The organism is Dolichospermum sp. LEGE 00240, assembly GCF_015207875.1.
Classification (GTDB): Bacteria; Cyanobacteriota; Cyanobacteriia; order Cyanobacteriales; family Nostocaceae; genus Dolichospermum; species Dolichospermum gracile.
Genome location: NZ_JADEVZ010000031.1, coordinates 25,518 through 48,350, shown reverse-complemented (window position 1 = coordinate 48,350; position 22,833 = coordinate 25,518). Strand labels below are relative to the sequence as shown.

Genomic DNA, 22,833 nt, shown 5'->3' with positions numbered 1-22,833 from the left:
TAGTTTTTATACCTAAAATTGCCAATATTTGGATTTTAACCTAATTTCATGAAGATAAAACTAAGCTCGTTAAAATTTACCGCTAAAAAATCAATTTAGTGGATTTTAAATTTCTCTTGCTGTAATTAGAGCATAATTATAAATTTTAGGACTGATTCTTGTTCCTTTACTCCTTAAATCATCTAAAATATCTTTGACATTATCAATCAATCCTTGGTCTTTTGCTAAAATAATTACTCCAACTAAACCAATAATTGGCAAACCTCTACTAATAGCAACTTTTCTACCAGCTTTTTCATCAATTAAAAGTTGACCTGCTTTTAATTCTTCTGCCAAAATAATTGCAGAACATTCTCCTAAATCTAAATCTGTTTCTAATTGCAATTGTTCAATCAGTTGAATATTACTTATAAAACGAACTTCTAGCCATGAAGTTGATTTTACAGCTAAAACGGCGGGATGATTACCTGTAGTCAATTCTTCATATACTTGTTGAGGAATTATTACTTTTCCAAATACAGCATGAAGTAAATCTAATTTACCAACTTTAGAAAGTTCACTTAATGGGGTTGTATCGGAAACAATAATCATAAATTATTGGCTTGTAACTTCATTTTTGCCTGATTTACTTCTGCTTGAAATTCCTCTAAACTCATACTATCATCAAACAGAGATATTTCATATTTAGACATTAAATCTATAACATCTAATCGAGATATTCCTAATAATTGACTAGCTTTACCACTGCTAATTTCTCCATATTGAAGAAGTGTCATAATATAAGCTTGTTTGGCTTTATTTTCTGCTTCTTGTCTGATAGTATCTGTGATGCTATCAATGGGAAGAGTAAATTCTACTTTAGTCATAAGATCACAATTTTCTATTTGTAAGTAGTTCTCATTCTCAAAAAACTTGATACTATATATAATATCATTTCTAAAACAACTTTCATTATTGGGTATTTCCTCTGCGAACTTCTCGCACAATTTCACAAATCTCTTCTGTTGTTAAAGGATGAGGATCATTTACTGCTTCTCTTCTTTTCCTTAATTCATTCCAATCAAATTTGGGAGCTTTTTTAAAAAAAATACCATCTTCAGTCATGGTAACTGAATATTTTTCACCATTAACAAATTGTTCTCGAATTTCTGGAGGAAGTTCTAGGTTTCCTTCTGGTGTGAAAGTAATAGTAATTGTTTGTTCCATAATTACCTCATTTACTTACTTCTCGAAACAAAATAACACTATATATTATAGTATATCTAGAGCTTTTAATCGGGGAACTAAAGCTTTTAAAGCATTACCACGATGACTAATTGATTTTTTTAAATCCGTCGTCATTTGGGCAAAAGTCAATTGTTTCTCCGGGACATAAAAAACCGGATCATAACCAAAACCACCATCTCCAGAAGGTGCAAACAAAATTTCACCGTGACAAATACCCTCAGATTGAATTACTATTTCTCCTTGAGGATTTGCAACTGCGATCGCACACACAAATTGAGCTTGGCGATTTTCCTGATCGCCTAATTCTCTCAATAACCTCTCAATCCGTTCTGTATCTGTGTTCCCATAACCCACTATTAATATTAAATTAAATCCCCCCTCTATCTCATGACAAAGGGGGTAAGAAAGTACAATTAAGCCGTGAAATACTTCGCCGCAGAGTGATAAGTAATAATCGCCGTTGTCGACTGTTCAGGATACAATTGCTCACTTTCATCCATGTGCATCTTCATCCTATCAACTCCCAACAACTCTAACTGCTTATACTGATCTTGGATATTCGGACAAGCTGGATAGCCGAAACTATACCGAGAACCTTGATAGCGCTGTGCTAACATATCCCGAATATTGTCCGGTTCAGAATCACCAAAACCTAACTCCCGGCGGATTCTGGCGTGAGTCCATTCTGCCAAAGCTTCAGCAACCTGGACAGCCATACCGTGAAAATACAGATAGTCAGTGTATTTATTATCGGCAAATAGCTTTTGTCCGAACTCCGTTGCAACTTCCCCCACAGTCACCGCTTGCATAGGGAAAACATCAATAATTCCCGACTCCTTCGGTGCAAAAAAATCCGCAATACATAACCTATGAAAAGACCTCTGACGCGGAAACTCAAAACTAGCTCTTACCTCTGCGTCCTCTGCGCCTCTGTGGTTCGTTTCATAAATCAATAAACTATTCCCCTCCGATTGACAAGGAAAATAGCCATAAATTACTTGAGGATGTAATAAATTCTCCTCAATAATTCGCTGTTTCCACTCTTCTAAAACTGGGTAAACCTTATCAGCTAAAAATGCTTGATATTCTTCCTTAGATTGTTCCTTGGGTTTACGGAATTGCCATTGTCCAGCTACCAAAGCTTGTAAATCCAAATACCAGAATAATTCCTCCAAAGAAATATCATCAGGTTGTAAAAACTGCGTTCCCCAAAAAGGTGGTTGCGGACGTTCAATATCTACAGCCACAGCCTCAGAACGCCGAGTATCAACCTCTTTTTTAAGATCAGAATTATCTATTGTGGGGTGGGAACCTTGCCTGCTATTTTCCTCAACAGATTGATGTCCATTTTCTACAAATTCATCCAAAAATCCCTGTAAATTATCCCAATTACCTGCTGTTTTTGCAGGCATTAACTTATCCATAAAATGCAAATCAGAAAAGGCATCTTTGCCATAAACAACTTTACCTTTATAAGTTCCTTGGCAATCTTGATTTACAAATTTAGGAGTTAAAGCTGCACCACCTAAAATTACTGGCACAGTAATTCCTTTTTCATTGAAAGTTTGTAAATTCTCTTTCATGAAAGCGGTAGATTTTACTAACAATCCACTCATAGCAATACAATCAGGTTGATACTGTTCGTAAGCTTGAATGATGTTTTCGACTGATTGCTTAATTCCCAGGTTAATTACCTTGTAACCGTTATTAGATAAAATGATATCTACAAGGTTTTTACCAATATCGTGAACGTCACCTTTGACAGTAGCAATCACAAAAGTTCCTTTGGCATTATTGCCAGATTCCGACTTTTCCATGAACGGTTCTAAATAAGCAACCGCAGCTTTCATGGTTTCGGCAGATTGTAAAACAAAAGGTAATTGCATTTGTCCAGAACCGAACAATTCACCGACAACTTTCATTCCGTCTAATAAGAAAGTATTGATGATTTGTAAGGGAGGATATTGTTCTAAAGCTTTTGTCAATTGGGTTTCTAAACCAATGCGTTCACCGTCAATAATATGCCGTTTCAAACGTTCTTCAATTGGTAAAGTGGCATCAATTCCCGTGTTCCGTTTGGTTTTGACTCCGGCAAAAATTGTGGTTAATTCTCCCAAGGGATCATAAACGCAGACATTACCATCAAATTTACGTTCATCGTAAATTAATTGTCGGCAAACTTCTTGATGTTGAGGTTCGATTTTTGAAAGTGGTAAAATTTTACTCGCGCTGACAATTGCTGCATCCATGCCCGCCTGCATGGCTTCATGCAAAAACATGGAGTTTAAGACTATGCGTGAGGCGGGATTTAAGCCAAAGGAGATATTGGAAACGCCCAACATCACATGACATCCGGGCAGTTCTTGGCGAATGCGGCGAATGGATTCTATGGTGGCTTTGCCATTTTCTCGATCTTCTTCAATCCCTGTAGAAATGGGGAGAGCTAATGTATCAAAGAATATTTCTGTCGGCGCAATCCCATATTCTACGGCTTGACGGTAAGCACGTTGGGCAATTTGAAACTTTTTCTCTGCTGTCCGCGCCATACCATCTTCATCAATTGTGCCAATAATGACACCTGCACCATACTTTTTGGCTAATTCTAGGACTTTCAAAAATCGTGGTTCGCCGTCTTCGTAGTTGGTGGAATTGAGTAAACACTTACCTCCAGCTACCTTTAACCCTGCTTCCATTTTTTCCCATTCGGTGGAATCGAGCATTAATGGTAATGTCACATTATTGACAATGCGAGAAACTAACTCGTACATATCACGTACGCCGTCACGTCCCACATAATCAACGTTAACATCTAGGATATGTGCGCCTTCTTTGACCTGACTCCGTGCCATTGAGACTAAACCATCCCAGTCTTCAGCGTTGAGCAAGTCACGGCATTTTTTAGAACCGCTGGCGTTGAGACGTTCACCGACAATCAAGAAAGAATTTTCTTGGGTGTATGGTTGAGTCGTATAAATTGATGCGGCGGATGGTTCTAAACTTGGTTGTCTAACTTTTGGTTTTAACTCTTTAGCAATTTCCGCCAATTGTTGAATATGTGCTGGTCGTGTCCCACAGCAACCCCCAATCACTTGGACACCTAAATCTTCAACGAAGTGCATTAACGCCATCCGTAATTCTACGGGCGTAAGTCTGTAATGTGCTTGACCGCCAATATTTTCCGGTAAACCCGCGTTGGGAATACAGGAAACTACGAATGGAGAATGTTCTGATAAATACTTGATGTGTGGTTTCATCAAGTCGGGACCAGTGGCGCAATTTAAGCCAAGAATATCAATGGGATAAGATTCGAGAATGGTAACTACGGCGTTGATTTCTGTCCCTACCAGCATTGTTCCCATGCTTTCCATAGTTACAGACACCATTAAGGCGCGTCTTTCGCCTTTTTTGGCAAAAACTTCCTCAATTCCATTTAATGCGGCTTTAATTTGCAGTACGTCTTGGCAGGTCTCGACGAGAAATAAATCCACACCACCATCAAATAAGGCTTCTGCTTGTTCCGCAAAAGAGGCTTTCATGGTATCAAAGTCAATATGTCCCAAGGTGGGGAGTTTGGTGGTTGGACCTATAGAACCAGCCACAAATCGGGGTTTTTCGGGAGTGGAAAATTCCGCAGCTACACTTTTGGCAAGTTCGGCGGCTTTTTTCGTGAGATAGTAAGCTTGGTCTGCTAAGTCGTATTCTGCGAGAACGATGGACATAGAGCCAAAGGTATCAGTTTCAATGACATCAGCACCAGCGGCGAGGAAATCACGGTGAACTTTGGCGACGGCTTCAGGTTTGCTGTGGACTAAATACTCGTTACAGCCTTCATATTGTGGTCCGCCAAAATCTTCGGCGGTGAGGTTTTGGGTTTGCAGGTTGGTTCCCATTGCGCCGTCAAAGACGATTACGGGACGTTCTGGACTATAGAGGTGTTTAAGAAAAGGATGGGTCATATTGTGTGAAAGAATAGAGTTATTTTTGTAATACTAGACTTAATTTACAGCAGGAGTTACCGAGTCAGGAGTCACCGAGTCAGGAGTCACCGAGTCAGGAGTCACCGAGTCACCGAGTCACCGAGTCAGAAGGAAGAAAGTTATTTACCAATTACCTGTCCCCTGTTCCCTGTCCCCTGTTCCCTGTCCCCTGTCCCTTGTTCCCTACTTAAAATAGTGAAACTTTCAGATTTCAGCAGTCCATTACCGAAAACAGTATCTACTACCATGTCTGTTAATTCTAAACTTTACGAAGGCAAAGCTAAAATTCTTTACGCCACAGATGATCCAGAGATTTTGTTGGCTGATTTTAAGGATGATGCTACAGCCTTTAACGCTCAAAAACGCGGCAGCATTCAAAACAAAGGCATGATTAACTGTAGTATTTCTAGTCAACTGTTCCAACAATTGGCAATGCAGGGGATTAAAACTCATTTTATTGATAGTCCAGCCCCGAATTTGATGAGAGTTAAGGCTGTAAAAATTATCCCCTTAGAAGTGGTGGTCAGAAATATTGCGGCTGGTAGCCTGTGTCAGCAAACTGGGTTAGGGCTGGGGACTGTGTTATCACGACCCCTGGTGGAATTCTATTATAAAGATGATAGTCTAGGTGATCCTTTACTGACAAGCGATCGCCTATTTCTTCTAGGATTAGCCACACCGGAACAAGTTGCTCAAATTACCCATCTTGCCTTGAAAATCAACGAATTTCTCCAGCAGTTTTGGGAAAAGTGTCAAATTACCTTAGTGGACTTTAAACTTGAATTTGGCGTAGACTCCCAACAGCAAGTATTATTAGCTGACGAAATTAGTCCCGATACCTGTCGTCTATGGGACATAGCCGAAACCGATACTAACCGTCGGGTTATGGATAAAGACCGTTTTCGTCGTGACTTAGGAAACGTAGAAAATGCCTATCAGGAGGTTTTACAGAGAGTATTAAAAGTGGTAGAAAGCTACAAAGCTGAGTAAATATTTTTTCCAATGATTAACAAATAATGGTGTGTGGTAGTGAAGAGAAATATGATTAAAAAACATTTAACACCCGGATTAATGGTTACCATAGCCATTACATTCCCTTTAGCAATTTCTGTCAAAGCAAATGCCCAAACTCCTGATAGTCACCCACAGACGACAGAAGTTTCGACAATAGAAACAAACCAGTCAGAAAAACAGCATCCCATTAAAAATGATACTAGTGAAAATCTGACATCCCATGCCCTAGCATTGCCAATAGTTGGAGAAAAAGAATCTAAGCAATTTTCTCCCATTGTCAAAGTGATCAGGCCCAATTTAGCAGTAGTAGACAAAGCATCTGTTATTGTCCCCAAAACCACAATAGTTCCCATTACCACACAAGTCCCCCAACCAGCGACTACTAAACCTTCTACGGCTGAATCCACTCCAGAAAAACCAAATCTTCCCACAGCAGCACCCACAACCAAGCCAGAAGCAACGGAAGCCCGCGTTTTGGTGTCCGAGGTAGCAATTAAATCAGAAACAGGACAAATCACCTCGGAACTAGAAACCGAAGTTTATAAAGTCATTCGTACCCAAGCCGGACAAACAACAACCCGTTCCCAACTTCAAGAAGATATTAATGCGATTTTTAGAACTGGGTTTTTCTCCAACGTCCAAGCATTTCCAGAAGATACCCCTCTGGGTGTGCGAGTCAGTTTTATTGTTACCCCCAATCCCATCCTCTCGAAAGTAGAATTAGAAGCAAATCCTGGCACGGGTGTAGTCTCTGTCCTTCCTCCTGGGACAGCCAACGAAATATTTAGTAATCAGTATGGCAAAATTCTTAACTTGCGGGAACTAAGCGAAGGCATCAAGCAATTAACCAAGCGTTATCAAGATCAAGGTTATGTACTAGCCAACTTAATTGGCGCACCCAAAGTCTCAGACAATGGAGTCGTTACCCTCCAGGTCGCAGAAGGGGTTGTAGAAAGCGTGAAGGTCCGATTCCGTAACAAAGATGGTGAGGACATAGACGACAAAGGCAACCCAATTCAGGGACGGACAAAGGATTATATTGTGACGCGAGAATTAGAATTAAAGTCAGGAACGGTATTCAATCGCAATACAGTGCAAAGAGATTTAGCACGGGTATATGGATTAGGATTGTTTGAACCGCCTGATACTGAACCTATATCCCTTGCCCCTGGTACTGACCCCAGCAAAGTAAATGTCCTAGTTAATGTGATTGAACGTACCAGCGGTTCTATTGCTGCCGGGGCGGGTATCAGTTCCGCTAGTGGTTTATTTGGAACTGTTAGCTATCAGCAGCAAAACCTGGGAGGAAGAAACCAAAAATTAGGGACAGAGGTACAGTTAGGAGAACGGGAACTACTTTTTGACCTTCGCTTTACTGATCCTTGGATTGCTGGTGATCCTTATCGAACCTCATATACAACGAATATTTTCCGTCGTCGCTCCATTTCTTTGATTTTTGAAGGTAAAGATAACAACATTGAAACCTTTAATCCTGATAATATTACGGATACAGGTCAACAAGATCGCCCCCGGATTACTCGCTTAGGTGGTGGTGTTACCTTTACTCGTCCCCTGTCTACCAATCCTTTCAAAAATTCCGAGTGGCTGGCTTCTGCGGGACTACAGTATCAACGGGTTTCTGGTCGTGATGCTGACGGCAATTTGAGGAAGGAAGGGGCAATATTTAATGATAATGGTAATATCATCAGTGATAGAATTCCCCTCACCCTTTCGTCTTCTGGGGAAGATGATTTATTACTATTAAAGCTGGGCGCACAAAGGGATCTCCGCAACAATGCCTTACAACCTACAAAAGGTTCTTTCCTCAGCTTTGGAGTTGATCAATCTGTACCTATAGGTTCAGGTAGTATCTTTATGACTAGGCTACGGGGTAACTATAGTCAGTATCTACCGATTAAACTGATTAGCTTTAGCAAAAAACCGCAAACTTTAGCATTTAACCTCCAAGGCGGAACTATATTTGGGGATGTGCCTCCCTATGAAGCCTTTACTCTGGGTGGTAGTAACTCGGTTCGGGGTTATGACGAAGGTAGATTAGGTACGGGTAGTAAGTATATCCAAGCTGCGGTTGAATATCGCTTCCCTGTGTTCTCTGTGGTCAGTGGCGCACTATTTTTTGATTATGGTAGTGATTTGGGAAGTAGTACCCAATCTGCACAATTGTTAAAGAAAAATGGTAATGGCTATGGCTATGGTGTGGGATTGCGGGTACAATCTCCACTTGGACCAATTCGTGTAGATTATGGTGTCACTGATGAAGGTGATAGTCGGATCAATTTTGGGATTGGAGAAAGATTTTAAATTGGTCAGTTGTCAGTTGTCGGTTGTCAGTTGTCGGTGGTCGGTGGCTAAGAATTTTACTCTTGACTCCTGAATCTTTTTTGGGCGCAGGGCCTGCGCCCCTACCTTCTGACTCCTGTGCCTTAATAATAAGCAATAGTAACTACAATATGGGGATTGTTGGGGGATGGAACAATATACGTTAGGTGGGGAAATTATTGAGACTGGTGCGGGTTTGCATAGTGGTGTTCATACTCAGGTGCGAATATTACCTGCGCTACCGGGAAGTAACCGCTTTTTTGTGCGGGTAGATTTACCAAATTCACCTATGATTCCTGCCCAGGTTGCGGCTGTGAGTAAGACTGTGCTTTCTACTCAGTTGGGTAAGGATGAGGTCTGTGTCCGCACTGTGGAGCATTTGCTGGCAGCTTTGGCGGCTATGGGGGTGGATAATGCCAGAATTGAAATTGATGGACCGGAAGTGCCACTTTTAGATGGTTCGGCGCGGATTTGGTGTGAAAGAATTGCTGAGGTGGGAATAGTAGCCCAAATGGCGCATAATTTACCCGCACCTGTTGTAATTACTGAACCGATTTGGATTTATGAGGGTGATGCTTTTGTTTGCGCTCTACCTGCACCGGCAACTCGATTTAGCTATGGGATAGATTTTAATTTGGCGGCAATTGGTAATCAATGGCACAGTTGGTTATTAATGTCCTGTTTGGAAAAGTCTGCGGCGGATTTTGCGGTAGAAATTGCGCCGGCACGGACTTTTGGGTTACAGGATCAAATTGAATATCTGCAAAAGTCGGGATTAATTAAGGGTGGGAGTTTGGATAATGCTCTGGTTTGCGGGGTTCAAGGTTGGCTAAATCCCCCATTACGATTTGCAAATGAACCAGTCCGTCATAAAATTTTGGATCTAGTAGGAGATCTAAGTTTACTGGGAACTTTCCCTGTTGCTCATTTTCTGGCGTATAAAGCTAGTCATAATTTACACATTCAACTAGCTAGAAAAATTTTAGAGTTATTCTAAAATGCCTGAATTGATGGCAGTTTCCGAGAGCAAGAGAGAAACAGTAATCAAAAAGTAAGATAGTATTTATACTTTTATTTCTATTTATTGTTCTCTGTTCCCTGCTCCCTGTTCCCTGGTATACCTATTCCTAGTGTCTAATCATTCAAATAACTTACAACTAATGTCCACTATTACCGAACCTAATTCTCAGGAAGTAAATACATCAAGTGAGGATAAACAGACAATTAAAACTACCTTGACCATTGAGGAAATTCAGGAACTTTTGCCCCATCGCTATCCATTTTTACTGGTAGATCGGATTATTGATTATGTACCTGGTAAAAAGGCTGTGGGTATTAAAAATGTTACTTTTAATGAACCCCAATTTCAAGGGCATTTTCCGGGGCGATCGCTCATGCCCGGTGTGTTAATTATTGAAGCAATGGCACAAGTTGGGGGGATTGTGATGACGCAAATGCCGGACTCTAAAGGAGGATTGTTTGTATTTGCTGGTATTGATAAAGTCCGCTTTCGTCGTCAAGTTGTTCCCGGTGATCAACTGGTAATGACGGTGGAACTGTTGTGGGTAAAACAGCGTCGTTTTGGGAAAATGCAAGGACGAGCGGAAGTTAACGGACAACTAGCCGCTGAAGGAGAACTAATGTTTTCTTTGATTAGTTAAAGGTCATTATTAATGCAAGGAGTCAGGAGTCAGGAGGAAGGAAGAAAGAAGAAAGAAGTAGGAGGAATATTGAACCTCAATAAATAAATTAAACACAACTTTTGGCTAATTCTGAATTTTCGCCCTCACACATAACTTACTTTGCCCGACACATTTCTTAACTGAATAAATTAACAACTAGCACTTAGTTTTGGAGATTCACCTTTGAAAACACTTATTCATCCAACTGCTGTCATACATACTAGTGCGGAACTCCACCCAACAGTGCAAGTCGGCGCTTATGCTGTGATTGGAGAGAATGTCAGAGTTGGCGCAGACACCGTAATTGGCGCTCATGCTGTTCTGGAAGGCCCTTGTGAAATTGGTACGGGAAATCAGATTTTCCCTGGTGCTGCTATCGGTATGCAGCCGCAGGATCTCAAGTATGTGGGAGAACCTACTTGGGTAAAAATCGGCAATAATAATTCCATTCGTGAGTATGTGACGATTAACCGCGCTACTGGTAGGGGTGAAGTGACAGTAATCGGTAATGGCAATTTATTGATGGCTTATGTTCATGTAGGTCATAATTGCGTGATTGAAGATTCTGTCATTATTGCTAATTCTGTAGCATTAGCAGGTCATGTACATATTGAATCGCGGGCTAGACTCAGCGGCGTTTTAGGTGTGCATCAGTTCGTCCATATTGGGGGAATGTCAATGGTGGGAGGAATGGCACGCATTGATAGAGATGTACCTCCTTATATGTTGGTGGAAGGAAATCCGGCGAAAGTGCGATCGCTCAATTTGGTAGGATTAAAACGTTCGGGAATGCCTGCGAGTGACTTTCAATTAATCAAAAAGGCTTTCCGTCTTCTCTATCGTTCTGAGTTCTTATTTAGAGATGCTTTGCGGGAGTTGGAAAATTTAGGAGATACAGAAGAATTAAAACATCTTCGCCGTTTCTTGCTACTTTCCCAAATGCCGGGAAGACGCGGTTTAATTCCCGGAAAAGGTAAAAAATCTGTCAGTGATGAATCTTAACTTCACAAATAATAAATAGGGACGTTTGAATCCCCGGCGATTGGAAATCACGGCTACACAGACAAAACCCACCTTCTTGGGTTAAAAATCTTAATTTTCCGTTAGAGGGTGTTTGAAAAGTCTAATTTATTACTTGCAAGGGCGACTAGAAGTCGCAGCTACACAGACGAAACCCACCTATTCCTTCGGTCCCGTAAGGGATACGTGGGTTCAAAAGCCTTGATTTTTCGTTAGTCCACGCAGGTGGACTTTGTTTGTGTAGTAGCGATTTCTAATCGCCGGAAACTTTTCTAATACATTCATTATTTGCAGAATGGAAAACAATCTAATATCTAATATCTAAAATCTAAAAATGCGAATATTTATTAGCACTGGTGAAGTTTCTGGAGATCTACAGGGTTCACTATTAATTAAGGCACTGCAACGCCAAGCTGCGGCTACGGGGTTGACATTAGAAATTATGGCCTTGGGTGGGGATAAAATGGCGGAAGCTGGGGCGAAAATTTTGGGTAATACCAGCGGGATTGGTTCGATGGGTTTGATTGAGTCTTTGCCTTATGTGATTCCTACTTTAAGAGTACAACGACAAGCGATCGCTCACTTGAAGAAAAATCCCCCGGATTTAGTGGTTCTCATTGACTATATGGGTCCAAATTTGGGCATTGGTACATTCATGAAGGAAAATTTGCCAGATGTGCCTGTGGCTTATTATATCGCTCCTCAAGAGTGGGTATGGTCTATGAGTTTTCAGAATACTAACCGCATTGTGGGTTTTACAGATAAACTATTAGCAATTTTCCCCGAAGAAGCCCGATATTATCAACAAAATGGGGCAAATGTTTCTTGGGTAGGACATCCTTTAATTGATAGAATGGCAAATGCGCCTAGTCGGACAACTGCGAGGGAGAAATTAGGAGTTAAAGTAGAAGAAATAGCGATCGCACTTTTACCAGCTTCCCGTCATCAAGAATTAAAATATCTTCTCCCCATAATTTTTCAAGCCGCCCAAAATATTCAATCTAAACTACCAAATGTCCATTTTTGGATTCCTCTATCTTTAGAAACATTTAAAGAACCAATTACAGCCGCAATTCAAGAATATGGCTTAAAAGCTACAATAGTATCAAGTCAACAACAAGGCGTTCAAGATATTTTAGCAGCCGCAGATTTTGCCATTACTAAATCGGGAACAGTTAATTTAGAATTAGCATTATTAAATGTTCCCCAAGTTGTAGTTTATCGGCTTCATCCTCTTACAGCTTGGATTGCGCGTCATATTCTGAAAGGTTCAATTCCTTTTGCGTCTCCAGTCAATTTAGTTGTGATGCGGGAAATTGTCCCAGAATTTTTACAAGAACAAGCCACAGCCGAAAATATTACCCAAGCGGCGATGGAATTGTTATTAAATCCTGAAAAAAGACAACAAACTTTGACAGATTATCAAGAAATGCGCCATTGTTTGGGAGAATTGGGAGTGTGCGATCGTACAGCTAAAGAAATACTAGAAATGTACATTTAATTAAAATGACTCGTTTTATCCATGACCAATTCGCAAAAGATTAAGCTGTTGTGCATTTAGTTTGTATAATTCTAGCGGGCAAGATGCCCGCACCACAAAGTTCAAGTAAATTATGGTTATCAAATTTAGCTGGGTAACAGCAATTTTTACGCACAGCAATTATTGTCATTCACCAATTACCACAGACTCAAGAAACCCTATGGTTAAGAGGTTGTTTGAAAAGTATTAGATGAAACCGATAATCTCTAGAAACCTAACCCCCCTTCCCTACAAGGGAATCGGGGTTTCAAAGCCTCTCCCCGCGTCGGGGAGAGGTTTGGAGAGGGGTTTATTTATACATTAAAAACTTTTCAAACATCCTATAAGACTTCTCGGACGAGGAACAGTACAAAAACAAGCAATTGATGAATTAGCTGCGTTACCATCAAATCAGCCTTATGTAAAAATTACATTAGAGCTACTTTATAACCTCCAGCAGAATTTAAGAATCAATCAAAGTTCACAAACAGAAGATATGGTAAAAAAACGACCAATTGCAGTTGATTTATTTGCAGGTGCAGGAGGCATGACATTAGGCTTTGAACAAGCTGGTTTTGATGTCCTTGCATCTGTGGAAATAGATCCAATTCATTGTGCAATTCATCAATTTAACTTTCCCTTTTGGACTGTGTTATGCAAAAGTGTGGAAGAAACAACAGGGAAGGAAATTCGGAATAGTTCTCAAATTGCTAATCAAGAAATTGATGTAGTATTTGGTGGTCCACCCTGTCAAGGTTTCTCATTAATGGGAAAACGTTCTTTTGATGATCCAAGAAACTCTTTAGTTTTCCATTTTATTAGATTAGTTGTAGAATTACAACCCAAGTTTTTTGTATTGGAAAATGTCAAAGGAATGACAGTTGGGAAACACAAAGAATTTATTGCTGAAATCATTAGTCAATTTTCCGAAAGTGGTTATCAAGTTAATGCAAATTACCAAGTTTTAAATGCAGCTAATTATGGAGTACCCCAAAATCGAGAAAGGTTATTTTTACTAGGTGCGCGTGAAGATTTAGAATTACCTAAATATCCAGAAAAAATCACATTCCCAGCAAAATCCAATCAATCTTCCGAAACTAAGTTAGTCTTAACTCCTACAGTTTGGGAAGCATTACAAGATTTACCAGTAATAGAAAACTATCCAGAACTATATCAACAAGATTGGATATTTACAGAGTTTGCTAAACCTAGTAACTATGCTAAAAAACTGCGTGATTTTGCGACTGCAAAAGACAACTATTCCTACAAACGTCAATATGATCCTACTTTACTAACATCAAGTTTAAGAAGTAAGCATTCGACCGAATCTATGGATAGATTTGCATCCACACCACATGGTAAAATCGAATCAATTAGTCGTTTTCATAAACTTGATCCTGATGGTTTATGTAATACCTTAAGGGCTGGAACACCTAGTAATAAAGGTGCATTTACTTCACCTCGTCCCATACATCCTTTTATCCCCAGATGTATTACTGTTAGGGAAGCTGCGCGGTTACATTCCTATCCTGACTGGTTTCGATTTCATCCGACAAAATGGCATGGTTTTAGACAAATTGGTAATTCTGTTCCCCCGCTTTTAGCACAAGCAGTCGCAGAGGAAATTATTAAATTTTTAGATATCAAATCTTCTGATAGTGCAAAAGTGACAAAAACCATACCTCAAGGTATTAAAGATTTAGGGGATATTAGTTTATTAACGCTTGATATGTCAGCAGCAGCGAAATACTTTGGAGTGAACCCTCATGTTATAGAACCGAGAACCAGAAAAAAATGAATTTTTAGAATTTAGCTAATACAGCAAATTGTATCAATATCACCAATTATTTAGTACCAAGGAATTACCATAATGAAAGAAGGTTTATATAACTCAGTTATTATTGGAATTTTTCAACGCTATTACCAATCAGAATTAGAGTATTTTGAATTTAACCGTAATGAACTTCCAGAGATTGCTAAAGAGTTGGGTATTCAATCTGCAAAAAATTTAGGAGATATTCTTTATGCTTTTAGATTTAGAAAACCACTACCTAAAGTTATAACAGATACTGCTCCTACAGGTTTAGAGTGGATTATTGAATTAAATGGTACTGGTAATTATTGTTTTAGACTTGTGAAAATTAATCGCATTATACCCAACCTAAACTTAATACCAATTAAAATACCTGATGCTACACCTGAAATTATTAATCAATATATGTCAGGTGATGAACAAGCTCTTTTAACTAAAATCCGTTATAATCGCCTAATAGATATATTTCTGAGTGTAACAGCATACTCTTTACAAAATCACCTGAGAACTAATGTTAAGGGTATTGGACAAATAGAAATAGATGAAGTTTATGTAGGTGTTAATAGTAATGGTATGCAATTTATAGTACCTGTTCAAGCAAAAGCAGGTAATGATCAAATTTCTATAGTACAAACAAAACAAGATATTAGTTACTGTTTTGAAAAATTTCCCAATTTAATTTGTCGTTCTATATCAGCACAGTTTATGAAAAACGCTCTCATTGCTATGTTTGAATTGACAATATATGAAGGTGAGGTAAGAATTGTACAGGAAAAACATTACAAGTTTGTTCCAGCAGATCAAATTTCTGAAACTGATTTACAAAATTATAGGAATTATACATAATAAAGAAGTAAATCTGAGTATTGTTTCCAAATTTATATCCAAATATTGTAGTTGTTGAATTTCAGCAATCAACCGAAGAAATAATATCTATTCCCAAACAATTTCCATATTTAAAGTAAATCCTGGTAAAATATCTTCACCTGATAATTCTTGGGGACAGTCTAATATTTCCACTGGTTTACCAAAACGATAAATTTCTTCTTTTATCCCCAGATGTATTACTATCAGGGAAACTGCGCGGTTACATTCCTATCCTGACTGGTTTCGATTTCATCCGACAAAATGGCATGGTTTTAGACAAATTGGTAATTCTGTTCCCCCGCTTTTAGCACAAGCAGTCGCAGAGGAAATTATTAAATTTTTAGATATCAAATCTTCCGATAGTGCAAAAGTGACAAAAACCATACCTCAAGGTATTAAAGATTTAGGGGATATTAGTTTATTAACACTTGATATGTCAGCAGCAGCGAAATACTTTGGAGTGAACCCTCATGTTATAGAACCGAGAACCAGAAAATCCTCAATTTCTTTGAGAAGTCGAGGATCTAATTTTTAAAGTGTATTGACATCAATACCTTTAGCTTGCAATTTTGCTAATAAGATTTGATAATTTTGACGTTCTTGTTCTGCACGTTGATATTCTTGTTCTGCACGTTGATATTCTTGTTCTGCACGTTGATTTAATTCCAGAGATGTGAGAAACTTCCGTCCTTCAGGATAATAAATTTCTAAATTATCTGCTGTTAATTCAAACCGTATTCCTAAACGGGGACTTACCCAATTATTGATTGCTTCAATCTCTTCTAGCCATGCTTGTTCAAGAATAAAACCTGTTAATTCGATTTTGTCTGGATGATAAACATAGTATTCTTCCACGCCATGACGTTGATAAAAAAGGAGTTTCTTTGCCATTTCTTGACTACGATTTCCGGGAGATAGAATTTCAAATACTACTTGAGGTGCAATATTATTTTCTTCCCATTGTTTGTAAGAACCTCTTTTACCTTTTGGTCTACCGAAAATCACCATAACATCAGGTGCTTGACGAGTTTTTACACTTCCCTCCACAGGATACCAAAGTAAATCACCTGCGATGAAAACATCATTTTCTGATGCAAATAATATTTCTAAATTTTCTTTAATTTTAACTATCCATTCATAATGTTCTGTATTTTCTGCCATAGGATTTCCATCACTATCAGGGTAGATGATTTCTGGTTTGGTTTCTGGTGTAAGTTGTTGTACCATTTCTGTAGCTCCATTTTCAACTTGACAGTGGCACTTATGAACCTATTGATAATTATATATTAGTTGTGAATTTTTGTAAGAAACCAAATCCCCGACTTCTTTAAGAAGTCGGGGATCTCATGCAGAGGAAATATTTTACTTAAATCAGGCTGTAAATCAGGAAAACAAGGTAAAGATATCACTTGAGGAGGTAAAACAATTCTCTTACTTGAATAACCGAATTGACTTTGTTGATTTTGATATGGTTCACTGTAAGATTCTAAGAGGTTGTTTGAAAAGTATTAGATGAACCCGATAATCTCTAGAAACCTAACCCCCCTTCCCTACAAGGGAATGGGGGTTTCAAAGCCTCTCCCCGACGCGGGGAGAGGTTTGGAGAGGGGTTTATTTATACATTAAAAACTTTTCAAACATCCTCTAAGCAATTATCTAATAAATCAAATATCCAATAATCAGATATTCCTGCTTTTGCATAAAGAGATATTTTCGCCTTTTGGTGATAATCTATCGAAGAATCTGCAACTTCGATAACTAAAATGTACCAGGAATTGCTATGCTAAAACTATAATAACTATTAAGGAAACAATGCGATCGCCCACTCTGACCCCGACAATGACTGCTTTTCCCTTGGCTGCTGTGGTTGGTCAAGAAGCCATTAAGATAGCCTTACTGCTGACAGCAGTTGATCCCGTTTTGGGGGGTGTGGTAATTGCAGGTCGTCGTGGTACGGCTAAATCTGTGATGGCGCGGGCTATTCACGCTTTATTACCACCTATTGAAGTTGTCAAAGGTTCAGTTAGCAACTGTGACCCCAATCACCCCGAAGAATGGGATGATAAACTTTTAGCTGAACAAAGACAGGAAATAGAAACGGAAATTATCCCTGCACCTTTTTTACAAATTCCTCTGGGAATTACGGAAGACCGGCTTTTAGGTTCTGTGGACGTGGAACAGTCGGTGAAACAAGGTGATACGATTTTTCAACCGGGATTACTCGCTACAGCCAACCGAGGTGTGCTGTATGTGGATGAAATCAATTTATTAGATGACCAAATTAGTAATCAACTGTTATCAGTCTTATCGGACGGACGCAACCAAATTGAACGGGAAGGAATTAGTTTTCAACATCCTTGCAAACCGTTGTTTATTGCCACTTATAATCCAGAAGAAGGGGCGCTTAGAGAACATTTACTTGATAGAATAGCGATCGCCCTATCAGCAGACGGAGTTCTGGGTATAGATCAAAGAGTACAGGCAGTTGAGCAAGCGATCGCCTATTCCAAGTCTCCCACAGAATTTCTCCAACAATACAGCGAAGACATAGACGCACTCAAAACCCAAATCATCCTCGCGCGGGAATGGTTAAAAGAAGTCACTATTACCCCGGAACAAATTACCTACCTCGTCAACGAAGCCATTCGCGGAGGTGTGGAAGGACATCGTGCAGAACTCTTTGCGGTGCGCGTAGCCAAAGCCGCAGCAGCCTTAGAAGGACGTAACACCGTCACCGCTGAAGATTTACGTCGCGCAGTGGAATTGGTCATAGTCCCCAGAACAACTATAATTCAAACCCTACCCCCAGATCAACCACCACCACCTCCCCCACCACCACAGGAAAGTCAAGACGAGTCGGAACAAGAAGAAGAACAAGAGGAAGAACAGGAAGAGAAAGAAGAAGAACAGGAACAGCAAGAACCCCCAGACATTCCCGAAGAATTTATCTTTGATCCAGAAGGGGTAATTCTTGACCCAGAAGTGCTGTATTTTACCCAAATGGCACAACGGCAAGGTAAATCTGGCAGTCGCAGTATTATCTTCTCAGACGACAGGGGACGGTACATCAAGCCGATGATTCCCAAAGGTAAAGCTAGAAGAATAGCCGTAGATGCCACATTGCGAGCCGCAGCCCCGTATCAAAAAGCACGCCGCGCTAGACAACCTGACAAAAAAGTCATTGTCGAACAGGGAGATATCCGTTCTAAGCGGTTGGTGAGAAAAGCCGGCGCATTAGTGGTATTTGTTGTGGATGCTTCCGGTTCAATGGCTTTAAATAGAATGCAATCTGCCAAAGGTGCAGTTATGCAGCTTTTAACAGAAGCCTATCAAAACCGGGATCAAATCTCCTTAATCCCCTTCCGAGGAGAACAAGCAGAAGTATTATTACCCCCCACCCGTTCCATTGCTTTAGCCAAAAATCGCTTAGAAAGACTACCCTGCGGTGGTGGTTCACCCCTCGCACATGGGTTAACTCAAGCCGTGCGTGTCGGTGTAAATGCTCAAATGGGTGGAGATATCGGTCAAGTTGTCATTGTGGCAATTACGGATGGTCGTGGTAATATTCCTCTCGCTCGTTCTTTAGGAGAACCCCAAGAACCAGGAGAAAAGCCAGATATCAAAGCCGAATTATTAGATATTGCCGCGAGAATTCGGGCTTCAGGGATGCAATTGTTGGTCATTGATACGGAAAGTAAATTTGTATCAACTGGCTTTGCCAAGGAATTGGCGAAAACAGCAGGTGGTAAATATTATCACCTACCCAAAGCCACCGATAAAGCGATCGCCGCTATGACCAGGGGAGCGATCGCAGACATGAAAGCCAAGTAAGTTTTTTTGGGGTTTCCAACTAAAAAATATCCCCATAAATGTAAGAGTTTAGCACTGCTAAACCCTTACCCACTGGCCACACCACTAAAAAACTAAATCATTTAATTTATTTTGTAGATAATTAATTTAGGACTCATATTAAAATAGTAAAAATGGAGTTTAAACCCATGACACAACTAACCCCAAAAACAGCAAGAAGAAGAGGAAGGATTTTCCCTGAATTGACTTTATCACCGGAAGAATTAGCTAAACGTGAAGCAGAAAGAGACGCATTTCACAAACGTTGTCGGGCAATTTTTGAGCGTGTGCGTCCTGAGTTGATGAAAGAACATTATAACTGGTATATTGCCGTAGAACCAGATAGTGGTGATTATTTCATTGATCAAGATATAGAAGTTGCTAGTCAGCAAGCACGAGAAAAACATCCTCATGCTGTACATTGTATGTTTCGGCTGAATGAAATCGGAGCAGTTGGGAGAATATGATAGAGGGTTATTTTGGTGATGGGGGGCAGCTATTTTTTGAAATTGATTTGATTAATGCTGATGGGTTAAACTTACCTGTAGAGATCATGCTAGATACTGGATTTACAGGTTTTCTAGCAATTAATAAACAAGATTTAGAAGCACTAGATTGGCAATTTCTTCGTGAACAAGAATTGATAACAGCGCAAGGAGAAAAAACTTTTGATTTGTATTTAGGTAAAGTGATTTTGGATAATCAAGAGTATGAAATTCCTGTTTATGCTGGAGATCAGTTGACGGAAATTTTATTGGGTTCAAGGTGGTTGGAGTTTTTGCCTTTGGTGGTTAATTTTCCAGATGGTATTTTGACTTTAGGATGATTTTTTTGATAAAATAAATATGGTTAATAGTTAACAGTTAATCTGGCTAAAGAGAGGTAATTTTATGCAATTAGAAATTCAACTTGATGATGACTGTGTTGAAAAACTTGCGTATATTCAGCAACAAACGAATCAAGATTTTAGTGAAGCTATTAAACAAGCTATTCAACAATACTATAATCAAGTTCAGACTAATAATAAAACTCCATTAGCAATATTTAAAGAACTTGGTTTAGTTGGATGTTTTAATGGTGATATTGAAAATTTAAGTCTCAGAGATGACAACAAAATTTCTTAAATATTAATATTTTTAATTTTGTCCCAAGCATCATTAATTTTATCACGATTACGAACTATCTTTTTGGGTGTTGTATCTCTTGTAACTGCTTGCAAAATAGTCAGACTTTCCTTAGCAAAGAATAACCATTGAGGCAAATTAATAGCTAAAGGATTACCAGCGTATGTAAAAATTTTTAGTGCATTGCCACTAGCTGATATTGCATGAGCTAAAAACAACATTTTATGAAGTTTTAGATTAGATTGAATTTGATACATTTCTCTATTTGCAATAGAAGTATGCAAGGAGTATTGAAGTTGTTCTGCGCTATCCAAACATGAAAGATAGTGATAACCTCTGACAATTATTTCTATAACAGTTACAGGAACTGACATTGTGATAAAGTGTCTCAGATCATAACCATTTAAATACATCCACCTAGATATATCTGCTATGGTTTTTGTATCCGATCCATAAAAACCAAATTGCATAAGTTGGAGAAATGCCCATCCAGGAATAGGAACTCCCATTTTAGTAGACATATCAGATATAATATGACCCAACCAAATCAAAGGAGCGAAGGCTTTATCTTCCAATGACATATCAAATGTTTTCAAAATATGAAGATTACCATTGATGTCAAAAGCAGTCATATTGCCATTGATAATGTCTAGCGTTCCAAAGATCAGACCAAATAGCGGATCATGGCCAAGACTTAATAACCTATGAGTTTTGGGATTAAATCCTTTAATATTCTGATTAATACTTTGGTCATAAGAAACTTTACAAGTATCTTCACACCACTTTAAAAATGGATTTAATTCTCCTTCTTGATCAAAACCTAAAGTTTTTAACCATTGTGTAAAATTACTTCCTTCTTGTTTATATTTTCCCAGATAGTTGATATCTTTGGGAATTTTGACAACTAAAAAATCAAGAATAGTAGCAACTAAACCTGATATACTAACTATTGCATAATCTAAGTTAGATAATGGAGGCAAAATTTCTGGGTTTCTGAAAACCTCTTCTTTGACTCTATCCTCAATAATCAGAAAGTTGTTATTTAAGAAAATTTCATCTTCCCAAATTAGTTGCCTTTGTGATTTAGATGGTTGTAAATTATTATCTAAGATATTTCTGATAATATCTTCTGAAACTCCAATATCTTTAGCTAGATTAATTACATCATTTTGTAATTGTGTCAATTTTTCTGTTTCCTGTTTCTGAGTCTGATTAATTGTGGCAAAAGAGGAATGAATATCTCTAATTCTTTGAGACATTTCCAAAAACTCATTATCCCAATTCAATATCCTAGACATACAAAATTTCCCATTTATTTACGGTAATCCATTTATTTACAGTAAGTCTTGGTTTCTCTTTAATGCGTTTTTTAAATACTCAATTGCTTTTTCCAAATTTTCTATTTTTTGCTTGTTTTGTTCCTTATTCAGAATTAAATCATGTCTTTCATCTTCAAGAGAGCGAATAGCTTGTCTTTGCTCCTTGATAACTTCTTGAGCTAAACGAATATCTTTTTGAATAAGGACAATTTCTTTCATTACAACTTCTAACTTAGCTGCTTGCGTTAAAGCAGAATCTGGCGATTGAGCAAATAAAGCACCAACACCAACACCCGCACCAGCACCAAGAATAGCACCACCACCAACAATGACTGCAAAACCACCCGCCATTCCCAAACCACCAGCTGCTATTGCACCTCCCCCAAGAGCGGCTAAAACAGCTGATACCGCTGCTGCACCAGATAAGCCAGGTGCTAGTATAGGTGCTAATAAACCTGCGATTACTGGTGTGAAAAATGCTGCTGTGATGGCTAAAGCAACTGCACCTAAGACACCTACTAACCAGGGATTTAAACCACCTTTAATTCCTTTAATTGCCTCGTTATAGTTTGACTTAAAGCGTCTAACAACGTCTGAATCTAAATCTAGGCTTCTGGCAAAAACTTGTAATTTATTGATCAGTTTGTATTCGTCAGATATTTTTAGATTTTTATATTTGTCATCATTTGTGTTACCAAGATTATAATATGGCTTAAAAATAACTACCTCTAAGAACATTATATATAGAGTTAATTTATTTTCCGCATCTTTCTTAATCTCTGTAACTAATTTTTTGAGTAATTCAAAATCAGTGATCAAATTAGAGGAAGAATTACTATGATTTTCTTGATTAATTTGTCCTTTTAAGAAAAGTTCAGTTGATTCTTTCCACTGAGATAACCATTGCCGTTTTAGAGATTTCGTTTCAAAATTGCTCTCATATTCAATGTCTGCTAATACCAGATTGTATTGATAGCTAAACATGATTCTTGTTTGTTCCAGAGTTAAACCAAATTCTTTCATTGTCTTTTCCCCTAAAGTTGTACTACTGAATTTTAATTACAACAAATTCTAATTTTATT

20 protein-coding genes and 2 pseudogenes are annotated in these 22,833 nt (G+C 38.7%); 13 read left to right on the top strand and 9 right to left on the bottom strand.

Features of this window, described 5'->3' with window-relative positions; translation table 11 throughout:
- Positions 1–105 precede the first annotated feature (105 nt).
- From IQ226_RS12300 to metH, 5 genes and pseudogenes are all read right to left on the bottom strand, one after another.
- On the bottom strand, positions 106–591 hold the full coding sequence (locus tag IQ226_RS12300; RefSeq protein ID WP_193895745.1) for a DUF3368 domain-containing protein: 486 nt from the start codon (positions 589–591) through the stop codon (positions 106–108).
- Positions 588–866, bottom strand: coding sequence for a UPF0175 family protein (locus IQ226_RS12295; RefSeq protein ID WP_168501767.1), 279 nt, complete (start codon positions 864–866; stop codon positions 588–590). Before IQ226_RS12295 ends, IQ226_RS12300 begins: the two co-directional genes overlap by 4 nt.
- An 85-nt stretch (positions 867–951) precedes the next feature.
- On the bottom strand, positions 952–1,206 hold the full coding sequence (locus tag IQ226_RS12290) for a hypothetical protein (protein WP_193895743.1): 255 nt from the start codon (positions 1,204–1,206) through the stop codon (positions 952–954).
- Positions 1,207–1,251: 45 nt separating this feature from the next.
- A pseudogene (locus IQ226_RS12285) lies at positions 1,252–1,575 on the bottom strand (non-canonical purine NTP pyrophosphatase); the annotation flags it as partial.
- 65 nt (positions 1,576–1,640) lie between these two features.
- The gene (gene metH, locus IQ226_RS12280; protein ID WP_193895741.1) at positions 1,641–5,183 is read right to left on the bottom strand and encodes a methionine synthase; all 3,543 of its coding nucleotides are present in this window, start codon (positions 5,181–5,183) and stop codon (positions 1,641–1,643) included.
- A gap of 267 nt (positions 5,184–5,450) precedes the next feature.
- On the opposite strand from metH, the gene purC reads away from it, so the two are divergent.
- The 9 genes and pseudogenes from purC to IQ226_RS12235 form a co-directional block, all read left to right on the top strand.
- Entirely contained in the window at positions 5,451–6,194 is a 744-nt protein-coding gene (gene purC, locus IQ226_RS12275) for a phosphoribosylaminoimidazolesuccinocarboxamide synthase (RefSeq protein WP_193895739.1), read from the top strand.
- Positions 6,195–6,245: 51 nt separating this feature from the next.
- Positions 6,246–8,540: a BamA/TamA family outer membrane protein gene (locus tag IQ226_RS12270; protein WP_193895737.1), complete on the top strand. Its 2,295-nt coding sequence runs from the start codon at positions 6,246–6,248 to the stop codon at positions 8,538–8,540.
- A 166-nt stretch (positions 8,541–8,706) separates the two neighbouring features.
- Positions 8,707–9,555 carry a UDP-3-O-acyl-N-acetylglucosamine deacetylase gene (gene lpxC / locus IQ226_RS12265; protein ID WP_193895735.1) on the top strand — a complete coding sequence of 283 codons (849 nt, stop codon included), beginning with the start codon at positions 8,707–8,709 and terminating at the stop codon, positions 9,553–9,555.
- A 163-nt stretch (positions 9,556–9,718) separates the two neighbouring features.
- On the top strand, positions 9,719–10,219 hold the full coding sequence (fabZ, locus tag IQ226_RS12260; protein WP_193895757.1) for a 3-hydroxyacyl-ACP dehydratase FabZ: 501 nt from the start codon (positions 9,719–9,721) through the stop codon (positions 10,217–10,219).
- A 204-nt stretch (positions 10,220–10,423) separates the two neighbouring features.
- Positions 10,424–11,242, top strand: a complete 819-nt coding sequence (lpxA, locus tag IQ226_RS12255; protein WP_193895733.1) for an acyl-ACP--UDP-N-acetylglucosamine O-acyltransferase — start codon at positions 10,424–10,426, stop codon at positions 11,240–11,242.
- A gap of 352 nt (positions 11,243–11,594) precedes the next feature.
- The gene (gene lpxB, locus IQ226_RS12250) at positions 11,595–12,761 is read left to right on the top strand and encodes a lipid-A-disaccharide synthase (RefSeq protein ID WP_193895731.1); all 1,167 of its coding nucleotides are present in this window, start codon (positions 11,595–11,597) and stop codon (positions 12,759–12,761) included.
- Between the two features lie 514 nt (positions 12,762–13,275).
- Entirely contained in the window at positions 13,276–14,577 is a 1,302-nt protein-coding gene (locus tag IQ226_RS12245; RefSeq protein ID WP_193895729.1) for a DNA cytosine methyltransferase, read from the top strand.
- Between the two features lie 72 nt (positions 14,578–14,649).
- Positions 14,650–15,438 carry an endonuclease gene (locus tag IQ226_RS12240; protein ID WP_168644455.1) on the top strand — a complete coding sequence of 263 codons (789 nt, stop codon included), beginning with the start codon at positions 14,650–14,652 and terminating at the stop codon, positions 15,436–15,438.
- A 193-nt stretch (positions 15,439–15,631) separates the two neighbouring features.
- A pseudogene (locus tag IQ226_RS12235) lies at positions 15,632–15,994 on the top strand (DNA cytosine methyltransferase); the annotation flags it as partial.
- Here IQ226_RS12235 and IQ226_RS12230 read toward each other — a convergent pair.
- Together IQ226_RS12230 and IQ226_RS12225 are read right to left on the bottom strand one after the other, a co-directional pair.
- Complete coding sequence (locus IQ226_RS12230; RefSeq protein WP_193895727.1) at positions 15,991–16,686, bottom strand: Uma2 family endonuclease; 696 nt, start codon at positions 16,684–16,686, stop codon at positions 15,991–15,993. The pseudogene IQ226_RS12235 and the gene IQ226_RS12230 sit on opposite strands and share 4 nt — an antisense overlap.
- A 406-nt stretch (positions 16,687–17,092) precedes the next feature.
- On the bottom strand, positions 17,093–17,215 hold the full coding sequence (locus IQ226_RS12225; protein ID WP_370567128.1) for a hypothetical protein: 123 nt from the start codon (positions 17,213–17,215) through the stop codon (positions 17,093–17,095).
- Positions 17,216–17,271: 56 nt separating this feature from the next.
- On the opposite strand from IQ226_RS12225, the gene bchD reads away from it, so the two are divergent.
- The 4 genes from bchD to IQ226_RS12205 all read left to right on the top strand — a co-directional run bounded on the left by bchD (position 17,272) and on the right by IQ226_RS12205 (position 20,432).
- A complete protein-coding gene (gene bchD, locus IQ226_RS12220; protein WP_193895725.1) occupies positions 17,272–19,290 on the top strand; it encodes a magnesium chelatase ATPase subunit D in 2,019 nt (672 codons plus the stop codon).
- A 167-nt stretch (positions 19,291–19,457) separates the two neighbouring features.
- A complete protein-coding gene (locus IQ226_RS12215; RefSeq protein ID WP_193895723.1) occupies positions 19,458–19,775 on the top strand; it encodes a hypothetical protein in 318 nt (105 codons plus the stop codon).
- Positions 19,772–20,134 carry an aspartyl protease gene (locus IQ226_RS12210; RefSeq protein WP_193895721.1) on the top strand — a complete coding sequence of 121 codons (363 nt, stop codon included), beginning with the start codon at positions 19,772–19,774 and terminating at the stop codon, positions 20,132–20,134. The genes IQ226_RS12215 and IQ226_RS12210 overlap by 4 nt, the downstream gene beginning before the upstream one ends.
- 64 nt (positions 20,135–20,198) lie before the next feature.
- Positions 20,199–20,432 (top strand): ribbon-helix-helix domain-containing protein, encoded by a 234-nt coding sequence (locus IQ226_RS12205; protein WP_193895719.1) that lies wholly within the window; start codon positions 20,199–20,201, stop codon positions 20,430–20,432.
- Here IQ226_RS12205 and IQ226_RS12200 read toward each other — a convergent pair.
- Together IQ226_RS12200 and IQ226_RS12195 are read right to left on the bottom strand one after the other, a co-directional pair.
- On the bottom strand, positions 20,429–21,691 hold the full coding sequence (locus IQ226_RS12200) for a hypothetical protein (protein ID WP_193895717.1): 1,263 nt from the start codon (positions 21,689–21,691) through the stop codon (positions 20,429–20,431). The two genes, IQ226_RS12205 and IQ226_RS12200, sit on opposite strands and share 4 nt — an antisense overlap.
- A gap of 75 nt (positions 21,692–21,766) precedes the next feature.
- Positions 21,767–22,774 (bottom strand): hypothetical protein, encoded by a 1,008-nt coding sequence (locus IQ226_RS12195; protein WP_193895715.1) that lies wholly within the window; start codon positions 22,772–22,774, stop codon positions 21,767–21,769.
- Positions 22,775–22,833 lie beyond the last annotated feature (59 nt).